The organism is Centipeda noxia ATCC 43541 (genome assembly GCF_000160555.1).
In the GTDB taxonomy this organism is placed as follows: Bacteria; Bacillota; Negativicutes; order Selenomonadales; family Selenomonadaceae; genus Centipeda; species Centipeda noxia.
In genome coordinates, this window is record NZ_GG749280.1 from 291,288 (window position 1) to 317,197 (window position 25,910).

General features: G+C 58.5%; 31 protein-coding genes, 1 tRNA gene and 2 riboswitches. Of the genes, 6 read left to right on the plus strand and 26 right to left on the minus strand.

All coding sequences use genetic code 11. The features are described from left to right. Window positions 1-5 precede the first annotated feature (5 nt). Together HMPREF7545_RS05270 and codY are read right to left on the minus strand one after the other, a co-directional pair. Window positions 6-80 (minus strand) — tRNA-Glu (locus HMPREF7545_RS05270). A 117-nt stretch (window positions 81-197) separates the two neighbouring features. Continuing rightward, window positions 198-1,025: a GTP-sensing pleiotropic transcriptional regulator CodY gene (gene codY, locus HMPREF7545_RS05275; RefSeq protein WP_006694656.1), complete on the minus strand. Its 828-nt coding sequence runs from the start codon at window positions 1,023-1,025 to the stop codon at window positions 198-200. Window positions 1,026-1,314: 289 nt separating this feature from the next. Between codY and rpmB the strand changes: the two genes are divergently transcribed. Both rpmB and HMPREF7545_RS05285 read left to right on the plus strand, forming a co-directional pair. Next, the gene (rpmB, locus tag HMPREF7545_RS05280; RefSeq protein WP_006694657.1) at window positions 1,315-1,506 is read left to right on the plus strand and encodes a 50S ribosomal protein L28; all 192 of its coding nucleotides are present in this window, start codon (window positions 1,315-1,317) and stop codon (window positions 1,504-1,506) included. Between the two features lie 77 nt (window positions 1,507-1,583). Next, entirely contained in the window at window positions 1,584-2,132 is a 549-nt protein-coding gene (locus HMPREF7545_RS05285; protein ID WP_040571270.1) for a beta-class carbonic anhydrase, read from the plus strand. A 47-nt stretch (window positions 2,133-2,179) separates the two neighbouring features. Here the strand turns inward: HMPREF7545_RS05285 and HMPREF7545_RS05290 are convergent, their stop codons facing one another. The 11 genes from HMPREF7545_RS05290 to htpG form a co-directional block, all read right to left on the minus strand. Continuing rightward, the gene (locus tag HMPREF7545_RS05290) at window positions 2,180-2,914 is read right to left on the minus strand and encodes a M48 family metallopeptidase (RefSeq protein ID WP_006694659.1); all 735 of its coding nucleotides are present in this window, start codon (window positions 2,912-2,914) and stop codon (window positions 2,180-2,182) included. Beyond that, complete coding sequence (gene hslO / locus HMPREF7545_RS05295; protein ID WP_040571271.1) at window positions 2,911-3,816, minus strand: Hsp33 family molecular chaperone HslO; 906 nt, start codon at window positions 3,814-3,816, stop codon at window positions 2,911-2,913. Before hslO ends, HMPREF7545_RS05290 begins: the two co-directional genes overlap by 4 nt. A 7-nt stretch (window positions 3,817-3,823) precedes the next feature. After that, complete coding sequence (gene yfcE, locus HMPREF7545_RS05300) at window positions 3,824-4,387, minus strand: phosphodiesterase (protein ID WP_006694661.1); 564 nt, start codon at window positions 4,385-4,387, stop codon at window positions 3,824-3,826. Window positions 4,388-4,395: 8 nt separating this feature from the next. Continuing rightward, entirely contained in the window at window positions 4,396-4,860 is a 465-nt protein-coding gene (gene ribH / locus HMPREF7545_RS05305) for a 6,7-dimethyl-8-ribityllumazine synthase (RefSeq protein ID WP_006694662.1), read from the minus strand. A 12-nt stretch (window positions 4,861-4,872) separates the two neighbouring features. Further along, window positions 4,873-5,490: a DJ-1/PfpI family protein gene (locus HMPREF7545_RS05310; RefSeq protein WP_006694663.1), complete on the minus strand. Its 618-nt coding sequence runs from the start codon at window positions 5,488-5,490 to the stop codon at window positions 4,873-4,875. 13 nt (window positions 5,491-5,503) lie between these two features. Then, the gene (locus HMPREF7545_RS05315; RefSeq protein ID WP_006695815.1) at window positions 5,504-6,721 is read right to left on the minus strand and encodes a bifunctional 3,4-dihydroxy-2-butanone-4-phosphate synthase/GTP cyclohydrolase II; all 1,218 of its coding nucleotides are present in this window, start codon (window positions 6,719-6,721) and stop codon (window positions 5,504-5,506) included. Window positions 6,722-6,731: 10 nt separating this feature from the next. Further along, on the minus strand, window positions 6,732-7,367 hold the full coding sequence (locus HMPREF7545_RS05320) for a riboflavin synthase (protein WP_006694665.1): 636 nt from the start codon (window positions 7,365-7,367) through the stop codon (window positions 6,732-6,734). A gap of 9 nt (window positions 7,368-7,376) precedes the next feature. Continuing rightward, window positions 7,377-8,489: a bifunctional diaminohydroxyphosphoribosylaminopyrimidine deaminase/5-amino-6-(5-phosphoribosylamino)uracil reductase RibD gene (ribD, locus tag HMPREF7545_RS05325; RefSeq protein ID WP_006694666.1), complete on the minus strand. Its 1,113-nt coding sequence runs from the start codon at window positions 8,487-8,489 to the stop codon at window positions 7,377-7,379. 110 nt (window positions 8,490-8,599) lie between these two features. Further along, a riboswitch (FMN riboswitch) is annotated at window positions 8,600-8,738 on the minus strand. Window positions 8,739-8,775: 37 nt separating this feature from the next. Next, window positions 8,776-9,162, minus strand: coding sequence for a PTS-dependent dihydroxyacetone kinase phosphotransferase subunit DhaM (locus HMPREF7545_RS05330; RefSeq protein ID WP_006694668.1), 387 nt, complete (start codon window positions 9,160-9,162; stop codon window positions 8,776-8,778). A 1-nt stretch (window position 9,163) separates the two neighbouring features. Continuing rightward, window positions 9,164-9,835, minus strand: coding sequence for a TerC family protein (locus HMPREF7545_RS05335; protein WP_006694669.1), 672 nt, complete (start codon window positions 9,833-9,835; stop codon window positions 9,164-9,166). A gap of 9 nt (window positions 9,836-9,844) precedes the next feature. Then, window positions 9,845-11,794: a molecular chaperone HtpG gene (gene htpG, locus HMPREF7545_RS05340; RefSeq protein WP_040571228.1), complete on the minus strand. Its 1,950-nt coding sequence runs from the start codon at window positions 11,792-11,794 to the stop codon at window positions 9,845-9,847. 335 nt (window positions 11,795-12,129) lie between these two features. Between htpG and HMPREF7545_RS05345 the strand changes: the two genes are divergently transcribed. The 3 genes from HMPREF7545_RS05345 to HMPREF7545_RS05355 all read left to right on the plus strand — a co-directional run bounded on the left by HMPREF7545_RS05345 (window position 12,130) and on the right by HMPREF7545_RS05355 (window position 14,329). Beyond that, window positions 12,130-12,402: a hypothetical protein gene (locus HMPREF7545_RS05345; RefSeq protein ID WP_006694671.1), complete on the plus strand. Its 273-nt coding sequence runs from the start codon at window positions 12,130-12,132 to the stop codon at window positions 12,400-12,402. 90 nt (window positions 12,403-12,492) lie between these two features. After that, window positions 12,493-13,209 carry an SIMPL domain-containing protein gene (locus tag HMPREF7545_RS05350; RefSeq protein WP_006694672.1) on the plus strand — a complete coding sequence of 239 codons (717 nt, stop codon included), beginning with the start codon at window positions 12,493-12,495 and terminating at the stop codon, window positions 13,207-13,209. Continuing rightward, window positions 13,196-14,329 (plus strand): acyltransferase, encoded by a 1,134-nt coding sequence (locus HMPREF7545_RS05355; protein WP_006694673.1) that lies wholly within the window; start codon window positions 13,196-13,198, stop codon window positions 14,327-14,329. The genes HMPREF7545_RS05350 and HMPREF7545_RS05355 overlap by 14 nt, the downstream gene beginning before the upstream one ends. Before the next feature lie 101 nt (window positions 14,330-14,430). Here HMPREF7545_RS05355 and HMPREF7545_RS05360 read toward each other — a convergent pair whose 3' ends face one another. From HMPREF7545_RS05360 to dapF, 8 genes are all read right to left on the minus strand, one after another. Continuing rightward, window positions 14,431-15,567, minus strand: coding sequence for an amidohydrolase (locus HMPREF7545_RS05360; RefSeq protein ID WP_006694674.1), 1,137 nt, complete (start codon window positions 15,565-15,567; stop codon window positions 14,431-14,433). 157 nt (window positions 15,568-15,724) lie between these two features. Further along, the gene (gene metK, locus HMPREF7545_RS05365) at window positions 15,725-16,909 is read right to left on the minus strand and encodes a methionine adenosyltransferase (protein ID WP_006694675.1); all 1,185 of its coding nucleotides are present in this window, start codon (window positions 16,907-16,909) and stop codon (window positions 15,725-15,727) included. 99 nt (window positions 16,910-17,008) lie between these two features. Beyond that, a riboswitch (SAM riboswitch) is annotated at window positions 17,009-17,114 on the minus strand. Window positions 17,115-17,186: 72 nt separating this feature from the next. Further along, window positions 17,187-18,392, minus strand: a complete 1,206-nt coding sequence (gene coaBC / locus HMPREF7545_RS05370) for a bifunctional phosphopantothenoylcysteine decarboxylase/phosphopantothenate--cysteine ligase CoaBC (protein WP_006694676.1) — start codon at window positions 18,390-18,392, stop codon at window positions 17,187-17,189. A 2-nt stretch (window positions 18,393-18,394) separates the two neighbouring features. Beyond that, window positions 18,395-18,625, minus strand: coding sequence for a DNA-directed RNA polymerase subunit omega (gene rpoZ / locus HMPREF7545_RS05375; RefSeq protein ID WP_006694677.1), 231 nt, complete (start codon window positions 18,623-18,625; stop codon window positions 18,395-18,397). Between the two features lie 17 nt (window positions 18,626-18,642). Next, on the minus strand, window positions 18,643-19,242 hold the full coding sequence (gmk, locus tag HMPREF7545_RS05380; protein WP_006694678.1) for a guanylate kinase: 600 nt from the start codon (window positions 19,240-19,242) through the stop codon (window positions 18,643-18,645). After that, window positions 19,239-19,490 carry a DUF370 domain-containing protein gene (locus HMPREF7545_RS05385; RefSeq protein ID WP_006694679.1) on the minus strand — a complete coding sequence of 84 codons (252 nt, stop codon included), beginning with the start codon at window positions 19,488-19,490 and terminating at the stop codon, window positions 19,239-19,241. Before HMPREF7545_RS05385 ends, gmk begins: the two co-directional genes overlap by 4 nt. Window positions 19,491-19,494: 4 nt before the next feature. Beyond that, window positions 19,495-20,376: a YicC/YloC family endoribonuclease gene (locus HMPREF7545_RS05390; RefSeq protein ID WP_006694680.1), complete on the minus strand. Its 882-nt coding sequence runs from the start codon at window positions 20,374-20,376 to the stop codon at window positions 19,495-19,497. Next, window positions 20,373-21,212 (minus strand): diaminopimelate epimerase, encoded by an 840-nt coding sequence (dapF, locus tag HMPREF7545_RS05395; RefSeq protein WP_006694681.1) that lies wholly within the window; start codon window positions 21,210-21,212, stop codon window positions 20,373-20,375. Before dapF ends, HMPREF7545_RS05390 begins: the two co-directional genes overlap by 4 nt. A 135-nt stretch (window positions 21,213-21,347) precedes the next feature. Between dapF and HMPREF7545_RS05400 the strand changes: the two genes are divergently transcribed. Continuing rightward, window positions 21,348-23,102 (plus strand): Rqc2 family fibronectin-binding protein, encoded by a 1,755-nt coding sequence (locus HMPREF7545_RS05400; protein WP_006694682.1) that lies wholly within the window; start codon window positions 21,348-21,350, stop codon window positions 23,100-23,102. 50 nt (window positions 23,103-23,152) lie between these two features. Here HMPREF7545_RS05400 and rplQ read toward each other — a convergent pair whose 3' ends face one another. The 5 genes from rplQ to rpsM are packed head-to-tail and all read right to left on the minus strand — an operon-like array spanning window position 23,153 to window position 25,905. Beyond that, entirely contained in the window at window positions 23,153-23,485 is a 333-nt protein-coding gene (gene rplQ, locus HMPREF7545_RS05405) for a 50S ribosomal protein L17 (protein WP_006694683.1), read from the minus strand. Window positions 23,486-23,504: 19 nt separating this feature from the next. Further along, window positions 23,505-24,464 carry a DNA-directed RNA polymerase subunit alpha gene (locus HMPREF7545_RS05410; protein WP_006694684.1) on the minus strand — a complete coding sequence of 320 codons (960 nt, stop codon included), beginning with the start codon at window positions 24,462-24,464 and terminating at the stop codon, window positions 23,505-23,507. Window positions 24,465-24,514: 50 nt separating this feature from the next. Continuing rightward, window positions 24,515-25,108 carry a 30S ribosomal protein S4 gene (gene rpsD / locus HMPREF7545_RS05415; protein WP_006694685.1) on the minus strand — a complete coding sequence of 198 codons (594 nt, stop codon included), beginning with the start codon at window positions 25,106-25,108 and terminating at the stop codon, window positions 24,515-24,517. 20 nt (window positions 25,109-25,128) lie between these two features. Next, window positions 25,129-25,521, minus strand: coding sequence for a 30S ribosomal protein S11 (gene rpsK, locus HMPREF7545_RS05420; protein WP_006307536.1), 393 nt, complete (start codon window positions 25,519-25,521; stop codon window positions 25,129-25,131). Window positions 25,522-25,536: 15 nt separating this feature from the next. Further along, window positions 25,537-25,905: a 30S ribosomal protein S13 gene (gene rpsM, locus HMPREF7545_RS05425; protein WP_006694686.1), complete on the minus strand. Its 369-nt coding sequence runs from the start codon at window positions 25,903-25,905 to the stop codon at window positions 25,537-25,539. Window positions 25,906-25,910 lie beyond the last annotated feature (5 nt).

Genomic DNA, 25,910 nt, shown 5'->3' on the forward strand with positions numbered 1-25,910 from the left:
GTTCTTGGTGACGCGTACGGGATTCGAACCCGTGAAGCCGCCGTGAAAGGGCGGTGTCTTAACCACTTGACCAACGCGCCGAACATGATAAGATGCGGCGGACTGCCTGCATGGCATCCGCCGCACACTCACGAACGCAATTATATGGGATTTTTAACAGCTTGTCAACATCTTTTATTTGTGCTGCAATACGGGCATCAGATGTTGACGCCGCTGCCGAGATTCGCCCACTGAGCGTCGGAGGCATACTCCTCGAGCTCTGGCAGTTTCTCCATGAGGTACGCGTTCGTCACGCGCACAAACGTCCCCTTCATGCCAAGCGATTTCGACTCGATGACGCCCGCCGACTCGAACTTGCGGAGCGCGTTGACGATCACCGAGCGCGTGATCTTCGCCTCGTCCGCGATGCGGGAAGCGATCAGCCGTCCTTCGAATTTCCCCTGGCTCGCAAGCTCCTGCAGGATGGCATGTGCCGCCTTGCGCTCGGAGTAGGAGAGCGTCTCAACGGCGATGCGTACGGCCTCGCGCTGACGCGCCTCAATCTCATTGCGCTGCGATGCGTCGCGCAGCATCTCCATGCCGACAACTGTCGCGCCATACTCGCAGAGCAGGAGATCAGGGTCTCCGAACTCCTTCTTGCTGCTTGCCACGACGAGTGTCCCCAGTCTGCGCCGCGGGCCGTAGATCGGTGTGATGACAATATTCTGCCCGCGAAAGAGCTCCACCATCTCCTGCTCATAGGAAGCGCCCTCTGCATCCATGCGGATGTTGGCGTGCGTCTCCTCAAGCCGATTGAGCCAATCAACATACTTGCGCGGGAACTGCCCCAGCTCGATTGCTTCATTCACCATGAGATCATCATCATCGAAGAACGCGTATCCGCAGATCTTTCCTCTCTCGTCGGTAATGTAGACATTCGCCTCAAGGACATTGCTCAGCACCCGCGAAATGCCGTCATACTCAACGCTCTCTGAGCGCTGGAGCAGGCGATTGATCTGTCGTGTCTTCCCCAGTAATGAAATCATCTGAATCCCCCTCTTTCTCGGGCCGTCCGCACAGCCCTGTGAAACAAATAACCACACCCCGTAAATGACATTTTCCTTCTATGCCTAGCATACCACTTTTTTCCGAAATTTCAAGAAAAACTTGAATGTTTTTCATTTTTCACAGATAAAATCCTACTATTGTCCCATAGGCATATATGATGGTGCAGGAAAAAATTTTTGCAACGTATTGCCTAATAGAAGGAATCATAGTATAATGTTCTGGTATTGCGCGCAGCTTGGATGAAGTGCGCGCCGAGGAGGTGTAGCAATGGCAAGTGTATGCGAGGTCTGCGGCAAGGGCCCGATGAGCGGCAACAACGTGAGCCACTCCCATGTAAAGACGAAACGCAAGTGGAAGCCGAATATTCAGCGTGTCCGCGCCCTTGTGAAGGGTGAAGTGAAACACGTCAATGTGTGTACGCGCTGCCTGCGTTCCGGCAACGTTGACCGTGCCGTTTGAGCAATCAGTGCATAGAAGAAGCCGTCCGGCATGCCGGACGGTTTTTTCGTAAATATTTTGGAGAGAACGAGATGACCATGGGAACGAACATCGAAAAAATCCGCGCAGCAAACGAGCGCTATGCTGCTGCGTTCGGCGATAAGTGTCGTCTGCCGCACCATCCGGTGCGCCGCTTTGCCGTCGTTACCTGCATGGACTGCCGTCTCGATCCCGCAAAGTTTGCGGGGATCGCCGAGGGCGATGCGCACGTCATCCGCAATGCGGGCGGCCGCGTCTCGGACGATGTCATCCGCTCCCTCCTCATCTCCTGCAAGATGCTCGGCACGAACGAATGGTTCGTTATCCAGCACACACACTGCGGCATGCAGGGATTTACAAATGAGGAAGCGCGCGCGCGCTTCGCGGAGGACGCCACAGCGCAGGGGCGCGATGCGGCAGAGGCGCACAGCATCGACTTTATGCCGATCAGCGGCACGATCGAGGAAAGCGTTGTGCGCGATGTGCAGCGTCTGCGCACGCATCCGCTTGTCCCCGCTTCTGTTGCGATCCACGGCTATGTCTACGATGTACACACAGGGCGTCTCGCCCCGGTAGAGGAAGCCGAACAAATCGGCGCGGCGAAATAAAGTACGGCATAAAAAGAACGCTCCATCCGGAGCGTTCTTTTTTGCTGTCAAATTCCATCTGCTCTTGCCCAGCCGTTCAGCATGCGCCGCATTTCCTGCCAGTCCGGAAAATACATATCCATGCGTGCATAAAAACGCGCGTCATGCCCGCGCACCCAGAGATGGGTCAGCTCATGGATAATGACGCAGCGCAGGGCGCGCACATCGTACTGTGCGAGCTGCAGGTTCAGCGTGATCGCCGCTGTGCGGATATTGCAGCTGCCCCAGCGCGTCTTCATTGCGCGGATGCGCCAACGAGAAGCATGTTTGCCGACAATTTCCTCGCACGCAGGTGCTTCGCGCTCGATTGCTGCTGCGAGTTCTGTGCGATAGAGGGCATCGAGTGCCGCACGCCGCTGCTTGGCATCTGCGCCCTCCGCCGCATGAAGGACAATCGCTCCGTCTGTGCGTTCGGCATATGATCTCCCGCGCAGGAGAGGACGGTGCATGATCCGATATTCCTTTCCCCAGAGGCGAAGATGCTCTCCTTCCCCACAGCAGGGCGGATCGTTCTCCGCACGCGCACAAATCAGCCGCCGGCGCTCATCAATCCATGCGCGCCTGTGGCTGATAAAGTTTTCCATATCTGCATATGCCGTATGATACGGCACACTCAGTTCAATATGTCCGTCCGGCGGGCGAACACGAAGATAGAGGTTCTTGATGTTCTTATACCGAATGCATGCAGGAATGCCCGCAATCACTGTCTCTTCCTCGCGCAAAAGGCGCATGTTCCTTCTCATGCCCCGACGGGAGCGCGCATCGCACGCATTTTCTTTGCGGCATTGTAGATGGCGCTGAGTTCCTCGCGGTCAAAGTTGTACGCCGCGCCGCAGAAGTGGCATTTCACCTCTGCCCGACCATCGTCGCGAAGCGACCGCAGGTCCTCCTCACCGAGCATCAAGAGGCGGTCGGTGATATAGTTCTTCGAGCAGTTGCAGCGAAAGGAAAGATCCGTTGCGGACAGGATCTTCACATCGTCGAAGCCGCCAAAGACTTTTTCGATGATCCCTGCGGCATCCAGTCCCGCCTCGACCATGTGGGAGACGGAGGATATCGTCTTGAGGTTCTCCTCAACACGGTCGAGCGTCTCCCCCGATGCGCCCGGCATCGGCTGAACGAAAAAACCGCCGGCGCCGAGGCACTCGAGTTCCGGGCTGACCAAAACGCCGAGCCCAATGGACGACGGCGTCTGCTCGGAGGTATAGAGATAGCTGATGAGATCCTCTGCAATCTCCCCGTTCACGATATGAACGCTTCCCGTCACCGGCTCTTTCAGTCCTGTAAAACGTGTAACGGACAGAAGTCCCCTGCCGATCCCGCCGCCGACATCGATCTTTCCCATCGCATTGAGCGGCAGATGGACGTGCGGATGATCGACATAGCCGCGCACATAGCCCTCCGCCGTCGCATCCGCCGTGACAGTCCCGAGCGGGCCGTCGCCCTTGAACTTAATCGTGACCGATTCCTTATTCTTAAGATTTGCGGCAAAGAGGAGCGCGCCCGTCATCGTGCGTCCGAGTGCTGCCGCCGCAACGGGCCAGCAGTCATGCCGGCGCATTGCCTCGGCGACGAGGTTCGTGGTCACCGCTGCAAATATACGCAGTTCGCCGCCTGCTGCCGCAGCTTTTACCAGTTGATCCATTTTATCCTTACCAATCCAGAGCGAGTTCATGCAGGACATCGCCCGTCTCAATATCAAAAATCTGAGCTCTTCCGTTCTCGAGAACGGCGACGGTATTGCGCCCATCGGAGCGCTTCGAGAGGGCCGCAGACCCGGGGTTGAGGAACACCGTGCTGCCGCGCTTTTCGAGAACGGTCACATGAATATGACCACTGATGAAAAGATCTGCCTTCAGATGCTTTGCCGCCCTGTCTTTTTCCGTATCCGTCATGACCGCATCGCCGTGCGTAACGATGATGCGCCGCCCCTCCCATACAACGTAGGCATAGGGGGACATAAGAGGCACCTCGAGGCAGCTCGCGTCCACATCGGAGTCGCAGTTCCCCTTAGCAAGGATGACGGGAATCTCCGAGGCGTTGATGCGCTCGATGAGCCCCATCGGATTATAGTCTGCCTTCATCGGATTGCGCGGTCCGTGGTAGGCGACGTCCCCCGCGTGGAGAATGAGATCTGCACCCGTGAAAAACTGCTCACAGGCGCGCACCCACGCACCCTCATGTCCGTGGGTGTCGCTGATAATTCCAATCTTCATCGCGTGCCTCACATCTTCTTCAAGAGGCTTGCCATCTCCATCGCTGCCATCGCAGAGTCTGCGCCCTTGTTGCCGGCCTTTGTGCCCGCACGCTCGATCGCCTGTTCAATGTTCTCCGTCGTCACCACGCCGAAGATTGTCGGCACGCCCGTCTGGAGGCCGACCTGCGCCACGCCCTTCGAGACCTCGCTGCACACGTAGTCGTAATGCGTCGTCGCGCCGCGGATAACCGCACCGAGGCAGATGACGGCATCGTATCTGCCGCTGCCCGCCATTCTCTTCGCTGCGAGCGGGATCTCGAACGCGCCCGGCACCCATGCGATGTCGATATCGCTGTCCGCCGTCTCATGGCGATGCAGCGCATCAAGTGCGCCGCTGAGCAGCTTGCTCGTGATAAATTCGTTGAACCGCGCGGCAATGATGCCGATCTTCAGTCCCTTGCCGCTGATGTATCCTTCGATGATGTTTGCCATATCCGTTTCTCCTTACTCCTCCATCATCTTCACAAATTGATTGTGCGACGATGCATGATAATATCCCAACTTGTGCAGTGTATACCAATCCTCAATCAGAGTTTTCTCAGCGACATGAAGTGCCGTCAAAACCTCTCTGGCAAATTCCAGAGGCGCAGACCCGTTCGCCGTAATGATATTTTGATCGCGCACAGATTGTCGCGCCTGGAAATTCTCTGCGCCTTCGTACTCCGTGCCCGGCCACTCCTGCAAGGCGGACAGTCGGTTGCCCGTATGTTTGACCGTATTCAAAACGCCGATTGACGCCAAAAAGGCAGCCGCATCGCAAATCCCGCCAAGCAGTCTGTCGTTTTTCAAACAATGCCTGACCAGCGGGATAATCTGTTGTGCACGCTCTTCGCGCCATCTCATTCCGCCGATGAGAAGCAGCGCATCGTAATCCTCCGGTGCTGAATCCACGGTATAATCTGCCACAGCTTGGATGCCGCCGATCGAAGTCACCGCATGCTCCGAGAGGGCTGCCGTCTTGACTATAAATTTCCCTTGCCCAAGCATATGAATCCCTGTCGATACATACGCCGCTTCCCAATCCGCATACTGTTCCAGAAGCGCCAGTAAAACCGTTCTCATCCCTTGCGCCCTTTCACTTGTTTCCCAATTCCTCATCCGTCAGCATATGTCCCATTTTTTCCTTCTTAACCGTCATATATTTGCGGTCGAACTCGTGCGTATGCATAACGAGCGGCACGCGCTCGACGATCTTCAGGCCGTAGCCCTCGAGTCCCGCGCGCTTTGCCGGGTTGTTCGTCATGAGACGGATCGTTGTAAGTCCGAGATCGGCGAGGATCTGCGCGCCGAGGCCGTAGTCGCGGAGATCCGGCGCAAAGCCGAGCTCAACATTCGCCTCCACCGTGTCGCGTCCCTGATCCTGGAGCGCATAGGCGCGCATCTTGTTCGCAAGGCCGATGCCGCGCCCCTCCTGCCGCACATAGAGGACAACGCCCTCGCCTGCCGCTTCGATCTGCTTGAGCGCCGCCGTGAGCTGATCGCCGCAGTCGCAGCGCATCGAGCCGAGTGCATCGCCCGTCAGGCATTCCGAGTGCACGCGCACGAGCACGTTCTGCTTACCGCGCACATCGCCCTTGACAACGGCGAGATCGCAGCGGTTATTGAGCGTATTCTCGTAGGCGAGCAGGCGGAAGTGTCCGTATTTGCTTGGGAAATCAACGTCCGAGATCTGATGAACCAGCGTCTCCGTATGCTTGCGGTACTCGATGAGATCCTTGATCGTGATGATATGGAGCTCATGCTTTTTCGCAAATTCGATGAGCTCCGCCGTACGCATCATATGCCCGTCATCGGCCATGATCTCACAGCACAAGCCCGCCGGATAGAGGCCCGCCATACGCGCAAGATCCGTCGTCGCCTCCGTATGCCCCGCGCGGCGCAGCACGCCGCCCTCCACCGTACGCAGAGGAAAGACGTGGCCGGGCCGGCGAAAGCTCAACGGCTTCGCCGCAGGATCGATCAGCATCTTCACCGTGTGGCAGCGCTCGAATGCCGAGATTCCGGTCGTCGTATCGCAGGCGTCAATGCTGACCGTGAAGGCAGTCTCGTGGTTATCCGTATTGTTCTCCACCATCTGCCCGATCTCAAGCTCATCGAGGCGGCTGCCGATGATCGGCGTGCAGATCAGTCCGCGCGCATACGTCGCCATAAAATTGATATGCGCGGGCGTGAGTTTTTCTGCGGCGACGATGATATCGCCCTCATTCTCCCGGTCCTCATCGTCGATGACAACGAGCATCCTGCCGGCTCTGATGTCCGCGACCGCCTGTTCAATTGTTGCAAAGTCTGACATGCTATCTCTCCTAAAATCCATTTTGCAGAAGGAACTCCTGCGTTACCCTGCCGCTCTTATCCGCATGATCGGTGATGCCAAGCAGCTTCACTGCGTATTTCCCAAGAATGTCCGTCTCAATGTTGAGCGAACTGCCCGCTCGTTTCGCGCCGAGATTTGTCACGGTGCGGGTGTGCGGGATCAGGCTGACAGTAAAATCCGCCGCACCCACAGCCGCCACCGTGAGACTGATGCCGTCAAGGGCAACCGAGCCTTTCTCCACGATGCCGCGCAGGATCTCAGGCGCCGCCGCTACCGTCATCAGGATAGCGTTGCCCTCCTCGCGCATCTCTTTGATGCGCCCGACGCCGTCGATGTGCCCGCTGACGAAATGCCCGCCGAGCCGCGTGGTCGGGAGCAGTGCGCGTTCGAGATTGAGCGGAGCCCCGTGCGCGAGACCCTCGAGCGACGTCCGCCGCATCGTCTCCGGCATGACCGCCGCGCGAAAACCGCGTGCGTCGAACTGCGTCACTGTGAGACAGATGCCGTTGACCGCAATGCTGTCCCCAATATGCGCATCGGATACGACGAGGCGCGCGCCGATCGTGATCTCGCCGCGCGAGAGCCCCCCGAACACGCCGACCTCCTCAATGATTCCTGTAAACATGCCGCCTCCTCATTCCGACGGGATAATCGGATAGCCTGTAACCAAAAGATCCATGCCGATCTGTTCAACCGTCACATCGCCGAGGCGAAGCGCCGTCTGCGGGCTGTCAAAGCCTGCCCCTCCGACGGGGGTCGGTGCCGCAGCGCCGCCCATGAGCATCGGCGCGATAAACGCGTGTACCTTATCCGCATGTCCCCCCGCGAGAAATGACCAGTTTGCCTCTGCACCGCCCTCGACAAAGAGCGACGTGCATTCGCGTTCCCCGAGCCAGTCCAGGAGGCACCCGATATCCACGCGCTCTGCACCGAGGGTCACAACCTCCGCGCCGCATGCACGGAGGAGGTTCATGCGCTTCGGATCGGCGCGCTCACTCACGGCGATCACGGTTGGTGCCGCACCGTCCGTCACAAGCTTTGCAGAGATCGGCGTCCGCGCTTCGGAGTCGAGCACGATGCGCAGCGGGTGATGCCCCGGACGATCGGGCAGACGTGCCGTCAGGCTCGGGTCGTCGGCAAGCAGCGTACCAATGCCGATGAGAATGGCGTCATACGCGTCGCGATACTCATGTACGCGCATGCGGGCACTCTCCCCTGTGATCCACGCAGAGGCGCCCGTGCGGCTTGCAATCTTTCCATCGAGCGTCATTGCTGTCTTGAGTGTGACAAAAGGACGCTTCGTCGTAATCCATTTGAGAAACGTCTCGTTCTGCCGACGCGCCTCATCTTCGAGTACGCCGGTCACAACTTCGATGCCCGCCGCCTCAAGCATCGCGATTCCGCGGCCCGCAACCAAGGGATTCGGATCGCAGAGCGCCACAACTACACGGGCAACCCCCGCCGCAATGACGGCCTCAGCGCAGGGGCCCGTACGCCCGTGATGCGCGCACGGTTCGAGTGTCACATAGAGCGCTGCTCCGCGCGCGAGGTCCCCTGCCATCCGCAGCGCATGGATCTCCGCGTGCGGCTCGCCCGCCGCGCGGTGCCAGCCGTTTGCAACGACCACACCGTCACGTACGATAAGCGCGCCGACCAGCGGATTTGGAGATGTGCGTCCGCGCGCAAATTCCGCAAGGCGCAGCGCCTCCCGCATATAGGATTCGTCAAGAGCACGTTGTTCATTCATAGTGATCCGTTCTATTCTCTTTGTTCAGCGAGGCACATACAAGCAAGCAGCAGAATAAAAATACCGCCGGAAGGATTCTCCTCCGGCGGCACATAAATCGTCCAAATAAGACGCGCCTTTTCCCATCCAGACTGCAGAAGCAACTCACTTCCTTCACTGTCGGCTTCGGAATCACACCGAATCGTGCCCCGTGCAGGGGCTTGCGGGCTGTACCGCCGGTGGGGATTTTCACCCCGCCTCAAAGAGCATCATTCGTATTGTATTGTAACACTGTGTATTCGTGATGTCAATTGCCAATCTTCTGTGCGGCGCGCGTCTCCTCCGCACGGCGTACGACCTCATCAAGATTCGCTCCGCAGACCGATGCGATGGCAGCGACAACGCCCCCCTCGGCAACGGGACAGTCCGCCATGCGCAGCCGGCGATGGCCCATCTCCTCAACGATCGTCTCCACCGTCAGAATCGAACTGCCCGCGTCCATGAGAATAGCGACCCCGTCCTCACCGTACACGCTGTCGATCGCCGCAACAATCCGCGCATAACTCGTGCCGAAGCCGCCGTCCTCCATGCCGCCTGCTGTTGCGATGCGCGCGTCCTTTGCCATCATCCGGCAAGTCTCCGCGACACCGTGCGCCAACGCGGCGCTGTGCGTTACAATCACAAGTCCAACCATGTTATTCGCTCCGCTGTCTCCGTCCGCCGATGCTGCATACGATCCCTGCGAGCGCCGCCGGGATCAGTGTCTCAGCCTGCGGTGCAAAGCCGAGGATCATAGGGCCGATCGTGCGGTCATGCACAATCATCGTGCCGCCCGTCCAGCCGAGGATGGCAGCACCGATCACAACGAGCACGGGATATTTCTCCATCAGTTTCCCGATCAGCTGGCTGCCGCCTACGACAATCGGAATGCTGATGATGAGACCGAGCACGACGAGCAGAAAATCGCCGTGTGACGCGCCCGCAATCGCAATCACGTTATCGATGCCCATTGCCGCATCCGCAACGATAATTGTCTTGACCGCGCCCGCAAACGTATCTGCCGCCTCTACGTGTTCCTCCGAGGCGGAGGGCCGCATGAGCCTTACCGCGATCGGCAGGAGCACAAGGCCGCCGATCGCCTGCAGATACGGCACCGTAAGCAGCTGCACGGCAAAGAATGTCATGGCCAGACGAATAACGATCGCGCCCGCCGTACCGACGTAGATCGCGCGTTTGCGCAAATGCGCAGCCAGGCGGTTCGACGCCATCGCAATCACGACGGCATTATCCCCCGCAAGCACGAGATCCAGAATAATGATCGAAAAGAGGGCCACAAAGAACTGTGACGAAAAGAGTTCGACTTCCACAGCTTCTCCTTATTTCGCCATCATCTTTGCGAGCTTCTGCGCAAAGGCGACGGGATTCTCCGGCAGGATGCCCTCAATCAAGAGAGCCTGCGTGTAAAGGAGATCGCAGTAGTCCTTGAACTCCTCGGTGTCCTTGCCCGCCGCGTGGACTTGCTGCAGCTTGGCAAAAAGATCGTGGTGCGGATTAATCTCGAGGATGCGCCGCGCCTTGAACATCGGATTGTTCATCTCGGCGAAGGTCTGCTCCATCGAGAGCGACGGCCCCGTCTCATCGGCGACCAGGCAGACCGCACTCGAACGCAGGCGCTGCGAGATCTTGACCTCTGCAATTTTGTCACCGAGCACGTCCTTGACGTCCTTGATGAGATCGTCGTTCGCCTTTGCGATATCCTCGGTCTCCTTCTTCGCCGCCTCACTCTCAGCATCGTCAAGCCCCAAGTCGCCGCGGCTGATCGAGTGGAAGTTTTTCCCCTCGTACTCGTGTACCGTCTCGATCGCGAACTCATCGACCGGGTCGAGCAGGAAGAGTACCTCGAGTCCGCGCTCACGCAGCTGCTCCATCTGCGGCAGCTGCTCGATCGTCGCCTGATCCTTCGCCGTTGCGTAGTAAATGCTTTTCTGGCTCTCAGGCATCCGCTGGATGTACTCCTTCAGCGAGACGAGTTTACCCTCCTTCGAGCTGTGGAACAGCAGGAGATCCTTCAGCTTATCCACTGTATCATGCCCGGAGTACATGCTGTTGTAGATGCCGATCTTCAGCATGCGGCCGTATTCGTTCCAGAATTTCTCGTAGCCCTCACGCTCCTTTTCGAGCTTCTTGCCGAGCGTCTTGAGAACATTCTTCTCGAGCGCGCGGCCGATGGTCTTGAGCTCGCGGCTCTGCTGCAAAAGCTCACGCGAGATGTTCAGCGAGAGGTCGGGCGAGTCCACGAGCCCCTTCATAAAGCGCAGATAGTCCGGCAGGAGATCCTTGCACTTGTCCATGATGAAGACATGGCGCGAGTAAAGCTGGATGCCCGGCTCGTAGTCCGCCTGATAGAGGTTAAACGGCGCGCGCGCGGGAATCTCGAGGAGCGCTGTATACTCGACGGTGCCCTCCGCCTTTGTGTGGAATACCTCCATCGGCGCTTCCCACTCGTGGAACTGGTCGCGGAAGAAATCGTTGTACTCCTCCGCCTTGATCTCGGACTTCGCGCGCGTCCAGAGCGGCTGCATTGAGTTCAGCGTGCGCAGCTCCGTCTTCTTGATCTTCTCCGCACCCTCGATAATCTTGCCCTCATCGTCGCGCGGCATCTCCTCCGTCGTGACGTTCATGCGGATCGGGTAGCGCACATAGTCCGAATACTTCTTCACGAGATTCTCGAGCGTAAACGTATCCGTATAGTCCGTCTCGCCCTTCGTGAACTCTTTCGCGAGATGGATCGTCACCGTCGTGCCGCGCGTCTCCTTCTCAGCGTCCTCAATCGTGTAGCTGCCGTCGCCCGCCGACTCCCAGCGCGTCGCCTTCGTCTCTCCCGCCCGGCGCGTCACAATCGTCACTCGATCGGCGACCATAAACGCGGAGTAAAAGCCCACGCCGAACTGACCGATGAGATCCTTGTCCGGCGCGCCGCCGCTCTCCTCCTTCGCCTTCGCGAGCTGCTCCATGAATGCCTTTGTGCCCGATTTTGCGATCGTGCCGATATTCTCCACGACCTCCGCACGCGACATGCCGATGCCGTTGTCCGAGATCGTGAGCGTCTTGCTCTTCTTATCCGGCACGAGGAAAATCTCATACGCATCGTTCCCCTCGAGGATGTCCCTGTTTGTCAGACTCTCGAAGTGGAGCTTGTCAATCGCGTCCGACGCGTTCGAAATCAGCTCGCGCAGAAAAATCTCGCGGTTCGTATAGATCGAATGGATCATCAGATCCAGTAATTGTTTTGTCTCCGCTTGAAACTCAAACGTTTCCTTTGCCATGCTATCGTTCTCCCTTGGATTCATTTTTTTGCATATTATTATATATGCAGTACTAAACTGCGCTCTATATTACACGAAAAATGACAAAAAGTCAAATTTTGATTTGTCCTCGGAAATACATGCGGAATAATTGCGGAAGTATTTTTTGATTCGATTGTTTTGCACTGTATCAGGATGTATTTATTGTAACAAATTCATCGTTCAATCGCAAATGCTTGCATAAGAATTTTCACATGCACAGGCTCCTTCTCCCATTTGCAATCTATTGGATTTTCGATTATACTCAGGCAAGAAATGGTTATCACGCAAGGTTTTAAGGGAAAAGGAGATGTATTATGGATCAGGAGCAAAACACGCAGAAGACGCAGACCATCATTGTAAAATCGCCCAAAAACGTCGGTCTCGCAGCGGGTCTGGGGTTCTTCTTCGGACCGATCGGCATGTGCTACTCGACGCTGATCGGTGCGCTCGTCATGTTTCTCGTTAATATCGTGGTAGGTCTGCTGACGCTTGGGATCGGATTTATTTTTACTTTCCCGATCTGCGCGGTCTGGGCTTACATTGCGGCGAAAAAGTACAATCAGCAGCTCTACGCGGAGCACGGCTAATCCTGTTTTTATTAATTTTTTGCAGCGATATGCTATAATGAGCGCAGTTTTTGACCGTTATAATTACAGTCAGAAGAACGGAGGATTTTCATGAGGCATATTTTATTCGGCTCGCTTGCACGCGTCTCTGTGCTGGCCCTGGCTCTCGTCATCCCGACGGGCATCGCCGCAGCGGAGGAAGCGCCCGCAACGCTGACGGTCGGCGGAATCGGCACGGCGCAGATTGCCCCCGATACGGCGGAGATCACCGTCGGCGTCATCATAGAGGCGAAGGACGCTGCAAAGGCGCACGCCGACAATGCTGCGGCAACAGCGCGCATACACAGCGCCGTAAAAGGACTCGGCATTGCAGACCGCGACATTCAGACGGCGCACTACGATTTTTCGCAGCGCTACGACATGCGCGACAACGGGCGCGGCGATGTCATCGGCTACACGGCGCAGAACTCCGTCGTAATCACGGTGCGCAACCTGAACAATGTGAGCAAGGTGATTGACACAGCGCTTGCAAACGGTGCGAACCGCATCGACTCGCTGAACTTCACGGTGAGCGATACGAGCGCTGCAAAGAACGCCGCCCTTGCGGATGCGGTACGTTCCGCGCAGAGCAAGGCGCAGGCAATGGCAGGCGCGCTCGGCGTTCGCCTCGTGCGCATTGCAAATGTCTATGCGGATGCGCAGTCCGCCCCTCCGCGCAACTACATGCCGATGATGATGGCGAAGGAGTCATATGACTCCTCGACGCCGATCTCTGCAGGAGAACTCTCTGTCGAAGCAACGGTGAACATCACCTATGTCATCCAATAAACGCGAGCGAGTCTCCGCTGTCGAAGCGATCCGCGGCATCTCCATGATGGGCGTGATCGGCATTCACATCGGCGCGGAGTATCTCGCAAATTCATCGCCAAATCTTCATCTTGTGGCGCTTTTTGACATCGGCACGCGCTTCAGCGTGCCGATTTTTTTCTTTATCTCGGCGTTCGGTCTCTTCTACGGGCAGTCGCTGTCCGCAGTGTTTTCCTACCGAGATTTCCTCGCGCGGCGCGGGCGTACGGTCGTCATTCCGTATCTTATCTGGTCGCTCTTTTACATCGTGCATGACGCGTGGTATTACGGGACGGGCTTCCCGCCGCTTCTCTCCCTGCCGGGCATTCTCTTCTTCGGCAATGCAAAGTATCAGCTCTATTTCATGGTCATCCTGATCTGGTTCTATCTGCTGATGCCGCTCTGGCGCTTCCTCCTGCGCCACATGACCCTGCCGCTGCTGGCAGGCATCCTCGTCCTGCAGATCGCGTTCGACGACTGGTCGAGCTTCAATACGGCGTTCAATCTTTACGTCTACGGGCTCCCCGAGGGAACGCTTCTGCGCGCGCTGCTGTTTTATCGGCTGAACTACTGGGTCATGCACTACGTCTTTATCTTCCTGCTCGGCGGATACATCGCCCTGCATTTTGACACGTTCCGCACGCTGATGGCACGGCATGCGCGGCGTCTCTATGCCCTCGGCATCATCAGTCTCACCGCGCTTCTCGCATGGTATTACAAACTGATTCTCACGGACGGCTATACGCCGCTCGAGGCAATCTACACGGCACATCAGCTCTCGCCGCTCGGCATTCTCTATACGATTGGTGCGTCGCTCGCGCTCTTTGCGTTCTTCACGCGGCTGGGAACGAAAAATCTCCTGGGCCGCGCGTTCCAGTTCCTCGGGAAGCACTCCTACTTCATCTACCTCGCCCATCCGATCGCCATCACCTACCTGCTCCTGATGATTCATGCGCACGGTCATGTGCTCACAGCGCCCATTGCGCTCGGGCTCTACGCGGCGACGCTCCTGCTGACGCTCCTCGGAGCAGTCATCGCGAGAAAGATCGGAGAGCACATACCGATGGTGAACGAGCTGACGATCGGGCTAAGGAAACGCTGATAAATAAAGTCTGTCCGATTGCTGAACGCATCCGTGTTTTCTAAAGCCGAAGAAGTAAAGGGGCATTGTACGAAGCTAAAACTTCGTACAATGCCCCCCTTTTATTTCAGCCGCCGCAGCGCTTCCTCCGCCATGTGCGCGAGACAGCGCGCCGTCATCGGAATCGCCGCAGGATCAACCGTGAATTTCGGATGATGGTTCTCAGGCGCAAGTCCCGTGCCGATGAATGCGAAGCAGGTCTCCATCGTCTCCTGATAGTAAGCGAAATCCTCCCCCGCCATCCACGGAACGGCATCGACGACTGCAAAGCCCTCCTGCTCCGCAGTCTCCTTTGCGAGCGCATTCCAGCGCTCCGTATTGACGACGGCAGGCGGCCCCGCGGTCCACGTGATCTCCGCACGTCCGCCAAATGCGGCGGCAATTCCGTCGGCAAGCGCCTCCATGCGTTCCTTGACGAGTGCCCGATCATCGGCATCAAAGAGGCGTATCGTCCCCTCCATCCACGCGCGCTCGGGCAGGACATTCCACGTTGCCCCCGCCTCAATGTGCGTCACGCTGACAACAGCAGGACGCAGGGGACTGATGTTGCGCGCCGCAATCGTCTGCGCCGCCGTCACGAACTGCGCCGCCATGACGACAGGATCACAGCCGCGGTCAGGCTGCGCGGCATGCGTGCCAGCGCCGTGGAATGTGAGCTCAAATTTATCCACGGACGCCATCATACCGCCCGTGCACAGCCCCAGTGTCCCAACGGGATAGATCGGACGCGCGTGAATGCCGAAGATCGCCGCGACACCGTCAAGCGCCCCCGTATCGAGGACGGTGCGCGCCCCGCCCGGCGCCTCCTCGGCCGGCTGGCAGACGATATAGACGGTTCCCGCCAGCTGCGCTTCACGCTCCTTTAGGAGAAGCGCTGCCGCAAGCACCGATGCCATGTGAAAGTCATGCCCGCAGGCGTGCATCTTCCCCTCGTACTGCGAGGCATACGGCAGGTTCGTTTCCTCGTTCACGGGCAGAGCATCCATATCCGTCCGCAGAGCAACGACAGGATTTTCTCCCGTTCCGATCACGGCGACGAGTCCCGTTGCAAGAGGCAGATCGCGCATGCGGATCCCTGCGCGCGCGAAGTCCGCCCGCAGGCGCGCCGTCGTCTCGAGCTCCTCGTAGGCAAGTTCCGGATGCGCATGCAGCCACTCAAATTCTGCGTGCGCAAAGTCCATAATTTCTGTTTCCGTCATTGGTTTCCCCCCGATGTAGAAACAACGGGGCTACTGTACAAAGCCAAAAAGTTTCGTACAGTAGCCCCGAGTTTATTTTGGATATGTCGCTCAAGGCGCCCCTTCCACCGCTTGCGCGGTTCCCCTTCCCCGCTGTGGCGGGGCAGGCTGAATGCGCTTACAGTCCGGCTTCCTTCTTCAAAAGCGCGGCCTTGTCCGTCTTCTCCCACGGCAGATCGACATCCGTGCGGCCGAAGTGTCCGTATGCCGCCGTCTGGCGATAGATCGGACGGCGCAGGTCGAGCATCTTGATGATGCCCGCCGGGCGCAGGTCAAACGTCTTCTGCACGAGATCGACGATCTTCTCCTCGTCGACCTTGCCCGTGCCGAACGTATCCACCATGATGGACACGGGATGCGCAACGCCGATAGCGTAGGCGAGCTGGATCTCGACACGGTCGGCAAGTCCTGCCGCGACGATGTTCTTGGCGACATAGCGCGCCGCATACGCTGCACTGCGGTCCACCTTTGTGGGGTCCTTGCCCGAGAACGCGCCGCCGCCGTGGCGTGCCCAGCCGCCGTAGGTGTCAACGATGATTTTGCGCCCCGTGAGACCGGAGTCGCCGTGCGGGCCGCCGATGACGAACTTGCCCGTTGGATTGACAAAATACTTTGTCTCTGCGCGCAGGAGCTCTGCCGGAACAATCACCTTAATGACCTTTTCGATCATATCCTTTCGGATGGTTGCAAGGTCGACCGCCTCGTCATGCTGCGTCGAGATAACGATGGTATTGACATAAATCGGCTTGCCGGCCTCATAGGCAACGGTGACCTGTGTCTTGCCGTCCGGACGCAGATAGGGGAGCTCGCCGCTTTTGCGCACGTCCGTGAGGCGGCGTGCCAGCTTGTGCGCGAGCACCGTCGTGAGCGGCATGTACTCGGGCGTCTCGTTCGTCGCATAGCCGAACATCATGCCCTGATCGCCTGCACCGATCGCATCGGCCGCGTCCATATTCCCCTCGCGCGACTCGATCGCGCGATCAACTCCCTGCGCGATATCCGGCGACTGCTCGTCGAGTGAGACGAGGATGCCGCAGGTATCAGCATCAAAGCCGTAGCTGGCGTTCGTGTAGCCGACCTCGCGCACCGTCTGGCGGATGATCTTCGGAATATCGACGTAGCATGTGGTCGAGATCTCGCCGACAACATGTGCCTGCCCCGTCGTGACAAGCGTCTCGCAGGCGACGCGTCCCTGCGGATCCTGCGCCAGAATCGCGTCGAGAATGCTGTCAGAGATCTGATCAGCGAGTTTATCCGGATGTCCTTCAGTGACAGACTCGGATGTAAAGAGCATCTTTTTCATTCAAAAACCTCCCTGCGTTTTGAATACCATTTCAGAAAACCTCACTCCACTCCTGCAAAAAAGCCTCCCTTTTAAGATAAGGGAGGCTTTTTTCCGCCGCTCTCATCTCATAGGCAGTCCGCCTAAAGGAATTGGCACCGTTGACCCAGTCGTCATGGTTGCCGCAGCTTCATCGGGCCATTCCCTCCACTGCTCTGGATGAGGTATATTCTCTTCTATACGTCGCATTGTAACGAATGCAGAGTGCATTGTCAAGGACTATTTTCACATATTTTTCTCATGCACGTTTTTGGAGTGCTTCTTCCAGATGATCGAGGATCACGCCCGCGAGCGCCGCCTTCGCCATGAGCGGATGATCCTCTGCCCGGCCGTCTGCAAAGAAAATCTTCACATGATTCGTCAAGACCCCGAAGCCCGCGTCCTTCTCCGCTACATTGTTCGCTACAATGAAGTCGAGGTTCTTTTTCGCGAGTTTCTCCTGCGCATACGTCTCGACGTTCTGTGTCTCCGCCGCAAAGCCGACGAGAACCTGACCGCGCTTTTTCTGCCCGAGCTCATAGAGGATGTCGGGGTTGCGCGTGAGCGTCAGCGTCAGCGGGCTGTCCGTTTTCTTGATCTTGTGCTCCGCCGTCTCTGCAGGGCGGTAGTCCGCCACAGCCGCCGCCTTGATGACGGCGTCTGCATTCTCGTATTCCGCGAGCACGGCCGCATACATGTCGCGTGCGCTCCGCACATTCACGCGCCGAACGCCCGCCGGCGTCTCGAGATGCGTCGGCCCTGAGACGAGGATCACCTCCGCACCGCGCCGCGCTGCCGCTGCAGCGACCTCATAGCCCATACGCCCCGTCGATCGGTTGCCGAGGTAGCGCACAGGATCGAGTGCCTCCTCCGTCCCGGCTGCCGTCACGAGGATACGTCGTCCTGCGAGGCTCTGCGCCTTGGCAAAGTGTTCCTCGACCGCAGCGACAATCTCCGCAGGCTCCGGCAACCGTCCCGCTCCCATTGCCCCGCAGGCGAGCTGTCCCACGGAGGGAGGGATGATCTGCGCGCCGCGCTCTGTAAGGCGGCGTACATTTTCCTGCGTGACGGGATTCTCCCACATGCCCGTATTCATTGCAGGCGCGAGAAGCAGCGGCGCACGCGTTGCGAGGACCGTCGTTGTGAGCATATCGTCGGCAATCCCTGCCGCGGCCTTTGCAATAAAGTTCGCTGTTGCAGGCGCAACAAGCACGATTTCGGCCAGCTCAGCCAACGCAATATGCTCGACGTGATAACGGGGCTCGCCCCACATCGTCGTCACAACGGGCGCATCTGTGATCGTGCGGAACGTGAGCGGCGTGACGAAGGATGTCGCTGCATGCGTCATGACGACATGCACCGCAGCACCTGCCTTCTTTAGGCGGCTTGCAAGCTCCACTGCCTTATAGGCGGCGATGCCGCCCGTCACGCCGAGCACGATGCGCCGTCCGGCAAGCGTGCCCATGCTCAGACGCTCTCCTTGCAGAGATCGTAGGTGATCTTGCCCTCGGCAATCTCCTCCAAGGCGTTCGTAACATTCTTTGTCGAGCGCGCGAGTTCTGACTTCACAGGATCCCCCTCGAGCAGCTGGCGCGCTCTTTTCGCAGCAAGCACGACCATGCCGTAGCGGCTGTCCACCTTCGTCAGCAGTTCGTCCGTCGAGGGATTGACCATGCCGATTTCCACATTCGTTTTCATCCGTATACCTCTATCTTTCAAATAACAACATCAAACTGCGCGGGATTCATATCCGCACGCAGGTGCTCGGCGGCAAGGATCGTCCGAATCCGCTCTGTCGCCGCCTCCACCGTATCGTTCAGCACGGCGTAGCGATAGCGTTTGCCGAGCAGGATCTCATCGCGCGCTGCGGCAAGGCGCCGGGCAATGCTCTCCTCCGACTCCGTTCCGCGTCCTGTAATGCGTCGGCACAGCTCCTCATAGGAGGGCGGCAGAAGGAAGATAAACGTCCCATCGGGACAGCGCTCCATCACATTCAGCGCCCCCTGCGTATCGATCTCGAGCAGGATATCCTCGCCCGCCGCACGGCGCACCTCAATCGGCGCCAGCGGCGTGCCGTAATAGTTGCCGTACACATCCGCATACTCGAGAAAAGCACCGTCCGCAATCATCGCTTCGAACTCCTCGCGCGTACGAAAGTAATACTCTCGCCCGTCCTGCTCCCCTTCGCGCGGCGCGCGCGAGGTTGCGGAGATCGAGTAGGCGATGGCAGGCTCGCGTGTGAGGAGCTCCTTGCAGACCGTTCCCTTCCCCGTACCCGAGGCGCCCGAGATCACAATGAGAAGTCCCTTTTTCACTCGGCTTCCTCCCTCTCATTCGCCATGCGCCCCGCGATGGTCTCCGGCTGTATCGCCGAGAGCACGATATGTCCGCTGTCCATGATGATAACGGCGCGCGTCCGCCGCTTGTAGGTCGCATCGATGAGCCGCCCTGTCTCCCGCGCGTCCTGCACCATGCGCTTGACAGACATCGAGGTCGGCGCAACGACGGCGATCATGCGTCCCGCGAGGACAATGTCGCCGAATCCGATATTGACCGTCTCCATGTCATCACTCCAAATTCTGTACCTGCTCGCGCAGCTTCTCGACCTCGTTCTTCATCGCAACGACAATTTGCTGTGCGGCGGCATTGTTCGCCTTCGAACCGATCGTGTTCGTCTCGCGGTTGATCTCCTGCAGGAGAAAATCGAGCCGCCGTCCGACCGGCGCATCTTCTGCTAGAATCACACGGAACTGTGTGAAGTGGCTCGCGAGGCGCACGAGCTCCTCCGTGATGTTCACACGGTCGGCATAGAGCGCCGCCTCCTGCACCAGACGTGATTCATCCGGCGCCGCCTCCTTGAACTCTGCAAGGAGCTCCCCCAGATGCGCGCGGTACTCCGCAACAATCTGGGGGGCCATCTCCTTGATCTGCGCGCGCTGCATCTCCAGACGCACAAGACGTTTTTCAAAATCATGCGCAATATGTGCGCCCTCCGCAAGCCGCATCGCATCAAGCGCCTCGAGTGCCTGTGCCGCGGCATCCAAAAAGACCGCGCGCGCCCCCGAGATGTCCGTATCCTCTCTGACTGAGATCACGCCCTCGTATGCCGCTGCCATGCGCACGCCGTCATTCAAAGGTGCGTCAACGGCGCGTGCTACCTTTCCGAGCGCCGCATAGTAGGCACGTGCAAGATTCTCGTTGACATGCACCTCATACCGTTTCTCGCTGTGGTCCTCAAAGTTCACATAGACGTCGAGCTTCCCACGCGCAACGCGCGAACGGATCACATCGCGCAGATCGTTCTCCCATGCACCGAATGCACGCGGCATATGCGGCACAATCTCAAGAAAGCGCTGATTGACCGCCTTGATCTCGACGACAACACGATAGTCCGGCGTCTCTGTCGTCCCCGCGCCGTAGCCCGTCATGCTCCTGCGCAGCGTACTCATACATCCCCCTGCCATATGCCCGCAAAGACCGGCTCTGCCGGCCCCGTCATAAAGATATGCCCGTCCGCGTGCCATGCAACATGGATCACGCCGCCGTCGACCTCGATCTCTGCCGCGCGGTCGAGCACATCGCACAGCACGCCCGCCGCAAGCGTCGCGCACGTCCCCGTCCCGCAGGCGAGCGTGATGCCCGCACCGCGCTCCCAGACGCGCATCCGCGCATGCTTTCGATCCCGCACATGGACGAACTCCGTATTGATCCTGCGTGGGAATGCGGGATGGTTCTCAAACTTCGGTCCCAGCTCCGCGAGCGGAAAGCCCTCGGCATCGTCCACAAAGATCACGCAGTGCGGATTTCCCATTGAGACGCAGGTCATCGCATACGTCCTGTCCTCGACTGTGATCGGCTGCGCAATGACAGGCTCCATGCCGAACCCGCGAACGGGAATCGCATCACCTGCGAGCACGGGCTCGCCCATATCCACCTCAACCGCCGTCACTTCGCCGCTTTCCGTGAGAATCCGCGGCACCATTGTGCCCGCAATCGTCTCGATCGTGAACTGCTCCCTGCGGATGCGCCCGCAGTCGTAGAGACAGCGTGCAAAGCAGCGGATGCCGTTCCCGCACATCTCGGGTTCCGTCCCGTCCGGATTGAACTCGCGCATGCGGATATCTGCCGTCTCCGACGGGCAGACGATCATCAACCCGTCCGCGCCGACGCCGAAGTGGCGGTCGCACATCCGCACGGCAAGTGCCGCAAAGTCCACGGGCTCCCGGTCAAGGAAATCCACAATCACGAAATCATTGCCGCAGCCCTGCCACTTTGTAAATTCCATAGGTCTCCTTATCGTCGTGTGAATCTTTGTGTATTGTACTATGAAATCTCCTCGTGCGCAAGGCGTACGCCTTGCCTATTGTGTCCCGCATGTGTATAATTTTCTTCGACAGAACGAACGAAAGAAGATGATACCATGAGCCTTGACGGCTTCTCCATGTCCGCCCTCGCGCATGAACTCGCAGATGCCCTCACGGGCGGGCGCATCGATAAGATCAATCAGCCGAACAAGCAGTCCGTCATTCTCTCCGTCCGCCAGCCGGGCAAAAATTTTCTTCTCTATATCAACACGAATGCGAGCAATCCGTCGGCCCATCTCATTGAGGCCGCGCCCGAGAACCCCGCTGAGCCGCCGACCTTCGTCATGCTGCTGCGCAAGCAGCTCGAAACGGGCCGCATCGCCGCCGTACGTCAAGAGAGGCGCGACCGCATCCTGCATCTCGACATCGACATCATCGCGGGCGGCGGCCGCTTTGTCACGCGCACGCTCACCCTTGAACTCATCGGCAAGTACAGCAATATCATCCTCCACGAAGGCGGCACCATCATCGAGGCGCTGCGCCGCATCGGCGAGAACTCGAGCCGCGTACGCACCGTGTTCAAAGGCGTTCCCTACACATTGCCGCCCGCGCAAGACAAATACGATCTCTTTGCAGCAGATATTGATGATATTGCTGCACGCGTGCGAAACGCGGGCGAAGCAAAGATTTTTCAAGCGCTGATCAGCGCTGTTTTGGGGTTCGGCCCCGTCTCGGCAAAGGAAGTCTGTTTCTTGGCAGGCCTCGCGCCGAACATTCCCGTTTCACAGCTTGATCCGTCCGACTTTGATGCCCTTTCCGCAGCGCTCACCGAAGTGCGCGCGTGGATGGAGCAGCCGGCGCCCTCTCTGCGCCTCGATGCAAACGGCAAGGTCGCGGCGATGGCCGCATTCCCCCTCAGCAGGCTGCCGGGAACGACGATCCTTTCCTATCCTACGGTCAGTGCTCTCATGATCGACGCGGACCGGCGCCTCGGCAGCTACGTCATCCCCGATCGCGAGCGCTTTCGCCGTCTTGTGCGCACCGAGCTCCATCGTGCACGGGAAAAGTACGACAAGCTCCGCACGGAGATCGCCGCGGCAGAGAATGCCGAAGAGCAGAAGATCTATGCCGACAATCTGATGACCTACCAATATAACTATCAAGATCACGCAGATGATGCGATCACCGTCGCAAACATATACAGCGACACGGGCGAAATGCTCACAATCCCGCTCGATCGGCGCATCGGAATCATCCAGAATATGCAGGCATACTACAAGAAATACGATAAGCTGAAGCGCGCGAAGCACCTCCTCGCCGTCCAGCAGGAACACTGCACTGCGAACATCCGACACCTCGAGAGCATCGAGGCGTCACTGGACTCCTCCACGCGCCTTGCCGAGATCGCGGAGATACAGGACGAGCTGATCACGTCCGGCTATCTCCATGAAAAGCTGCCCAAGCGCAGCAAAGACCGCCGTGCACATCCCTTCTCCTTCACCGCGCCCGACGGTACTGTGATCCTGGTCGGCAAGAACAACGCACAGAATGATACGCTCACCTTTCGAACCGCCGCGCCGACGGACATCTGGCTGCATGTGCGCGACATCCCCGGTTCGCACGTCATCCTGCGGACGAGCGGCGGTGAGCCGAGCGAGCAGGCACTCTGCCTCGCGGCGCAGATCGCCGCGCACTTCAGCAAGGCACGCGGCTCCTCGAACGTCCCCGTCGACTACACCGCCGTCCGCTTCGTCAAGAAGCCCGCGGGCGCTGCTCCCGGCTTCGTCCGCTTCATCAACGAGAAAACGCTGTTTGTCACCGAAGACGAGGACGAACTTGCACCGATACTCGCACAAGACCCGACGGTTTAAAAATGCATACACAAAAAGACCGCCCGCAGGCGGTCTTTTTAATTCGTTGATCAGACGAGCTCAATGATGGCCATCGGGGCGGCATCGCCGCGGCGTGGGCCGAGCTTCAAGATGCGTGTATAGCCGCTCTTGCGGTCCGTATATTTCTCTGCGATTTCGCCGAAGAGCTTGCGTACGACATCCTCTTCTGCCAGCGCCGCAATGGCCTGGCGACGCGCGCTGAGATCGCCGCGCTTCGCGAGCGTAATGAGGCCGTCGGCGAGGGAGCGGAGCTCCTTTGCCTTTGCCTCGGTCGTCTCAATGCGTCCATACTTGAAGAAGGATGTGAGGATGCTCCTGAGGAGAGCCTTGCGGGCCGCGGAATTGCGTCCGAGCTTTCTCATGTGTTTCCCACTCCTATCGTTATTCGTTGTCCTGTCTCAAGGAGAGTCCAAGCTCCTCAAGTTTCTTCTTCACTTCATCCAGAGATTTGCGCCCGAGATTGCGTACCTTCATCATGTCATCCTCGGTCTTCTGCGCCAGATCCGCAACGGTGTTGATGCCGGCGCGCTTGAGGCAGTTAAAGGAACGGACGGAAAGATCCAGATCGTCGATGGTCATCTCAAGCACCTTGGCGCTGTCGTCAACCTCTTCGGGCGGGAAGTTCGGCACTTCCTCCTCTTCCTCGAGCATTGTGCCGTCCATGTTCTGGAACAGCCGCAGATGCATGACGAGGATCGCTGCCGCCTTGCTTACGGCCTCCTCGGGACGGATGGAGCCGTTCGTCCATACGTCGAGGATGAGGCGGTCGTAGTCGGTGACGTTGCCGACGCGCGTGTCCTCTACGGTATAGTTGACACGCTGTACCGGCGAGAAGATGGAGTCGATGGGAATGACCCCGATCGAGTCCTCCGACTTCTTGTTCTTGTCCGCCGGTACGTAGCCCCGTCCGCGTTCGACGGTCATCTCGATCTTGAGTTTGCCCGTGGCGCCCAACGTAGCGATGTGAAGCTCCGGGTTCAGGATCTCGATGTCGCTGCCGCACTCAATGTCGGCTGCAGTGACCTCACGCTCTCCCTCCGCCTCGATGCGGAGCGTATGCAGCTCGCTGCCCTGCATGCGGATGCAGAGCTGCTTGAGCGCCAGCACAATGCTCGTCACATCATCCCGTACACCGGGAATGGTGGAAAACTCATGCAGAACTCCATCGATCTGGATGGAGGTAACCGCCGCTCCGTCAAGGGACGAGAGCAGCATGCGGCGCAGACTGTTGCCGAACGTCGTGCCGTAGCCCGGTTCGAGCGGCTCGCAGACGAAACGCCCGTAGCGTCCGTCCTCGCTGATCTCTGCGATTTCGATTTTCGGTTTTTCGATATCTGTCATCTATGTGCCTCCTCCATAATAAACGCGTAATGCAGACACATTCACATTCATTATTTGGAGTAGAGCTCGACGATGGCCTGCTCATTGACCGGAACGTCAATTTCCTCACGATGGGGGAAACGTGTGACGGTGCCCGTCAAATTTGCCTGATCGGCAGTCAGCCATGCGGGAGCGGAAAGGGCGTTGCTGCTCTCCTTGAGCTCCTTGAAGAACGCGCTGGCGCGGCTCTTCTCTGCAACCTCGATCACGTCGCCCTCACGAACGAGTGCGGAAGGAATGTCAACGCGCTTGCCGTTCACGGTGAAATGTCCGTGACGGACGAGCTGACGTGCCTGGCGCCGCGTGTTGGCAAGGCCGAGACGGAAGACAACATTGTCGAGGCGGCGCTCGAGAAGGCTCAGCAGGTTCTCACCCGTGACGCCGGACATTTTCTTCGCTTTCTCATAGTATCCACGGAACTGCCGCTCGAGAACGCCATAGACGAATTTCGCCTTCTGCTTTTCCTTGAGCTGGAGTCCGTACTCGGAGACCTTGCGGTTCGTGCGGCGCAGCTGGCGCGTAGACTGGCGCGCGCGGCCAAGCGTGGCGGGCTCGATGCCAAGAGCGCGGCAGCGCTTGAGAACTGGTACTCTATCGATTGCCATGTTGTTTCATGCACCTCCTGTTAGACGCGGCGACGCTTGGGTGGACGGCATCCGTTGTGCGGAATGGGGGTCACGTCTTTGATCATATTGACTTCAAGGCCGGTTGCCTGCAGCGAGCGGATTGCCGCCTCGCGGCCTGCGCCAGGTCCCTTGACATAGACTTCGACGGACTTGAGCCCGTGCTCCATCGCAGCCTTTGCCGCCGTCTCCGCAGCCATCTGCGCTGCGAACGGCGTGCTCTTGCGGGAGCCGCGGAAGCCGAGACCGCCGGCGCTCGCCCACGAGAGGGCATTGCCGCTCTTATCGGTGAGCGTGACGATCGTGTTATTGAATGTCGAGCTGATGTGTGCAACGCCCGACTCTATGTTCTTGCGAACTTTTTTCTTGGAACGTGTTGTTTTCTTAACAGCCACCTCTACGAGCCTCCTTTACTTTTTCTTGCCTGCGACGGCCTTCTTCGGGCCTTTGCGCGTACGCGCATTGTTCTTCGTGTTCTGTCCGCGGACAGGCAGGCCGAGACGGTGGCGGCGGCCACGGTAGCAGCCGATATCAACGAGACGCTTGATGTTCATCTGAACTTCGCGGCGAAGATCACCTTCGACCACGGCGTTCTTATCGATGGCATCACGAAGTCTGACGACTTCATCCTCCGTGAGGTCGCGCGTACGGGTATCGGGATTGACATCTGCGATCGCGAGGATCTTCTGCGCGGTCGTCAGGCCAATGCCGTAGATGTACGTCAGGGAAATTTCAATTCTCTTGTCACGGGGCAAATCTACACCGGCAATACGTGCCATAAGTG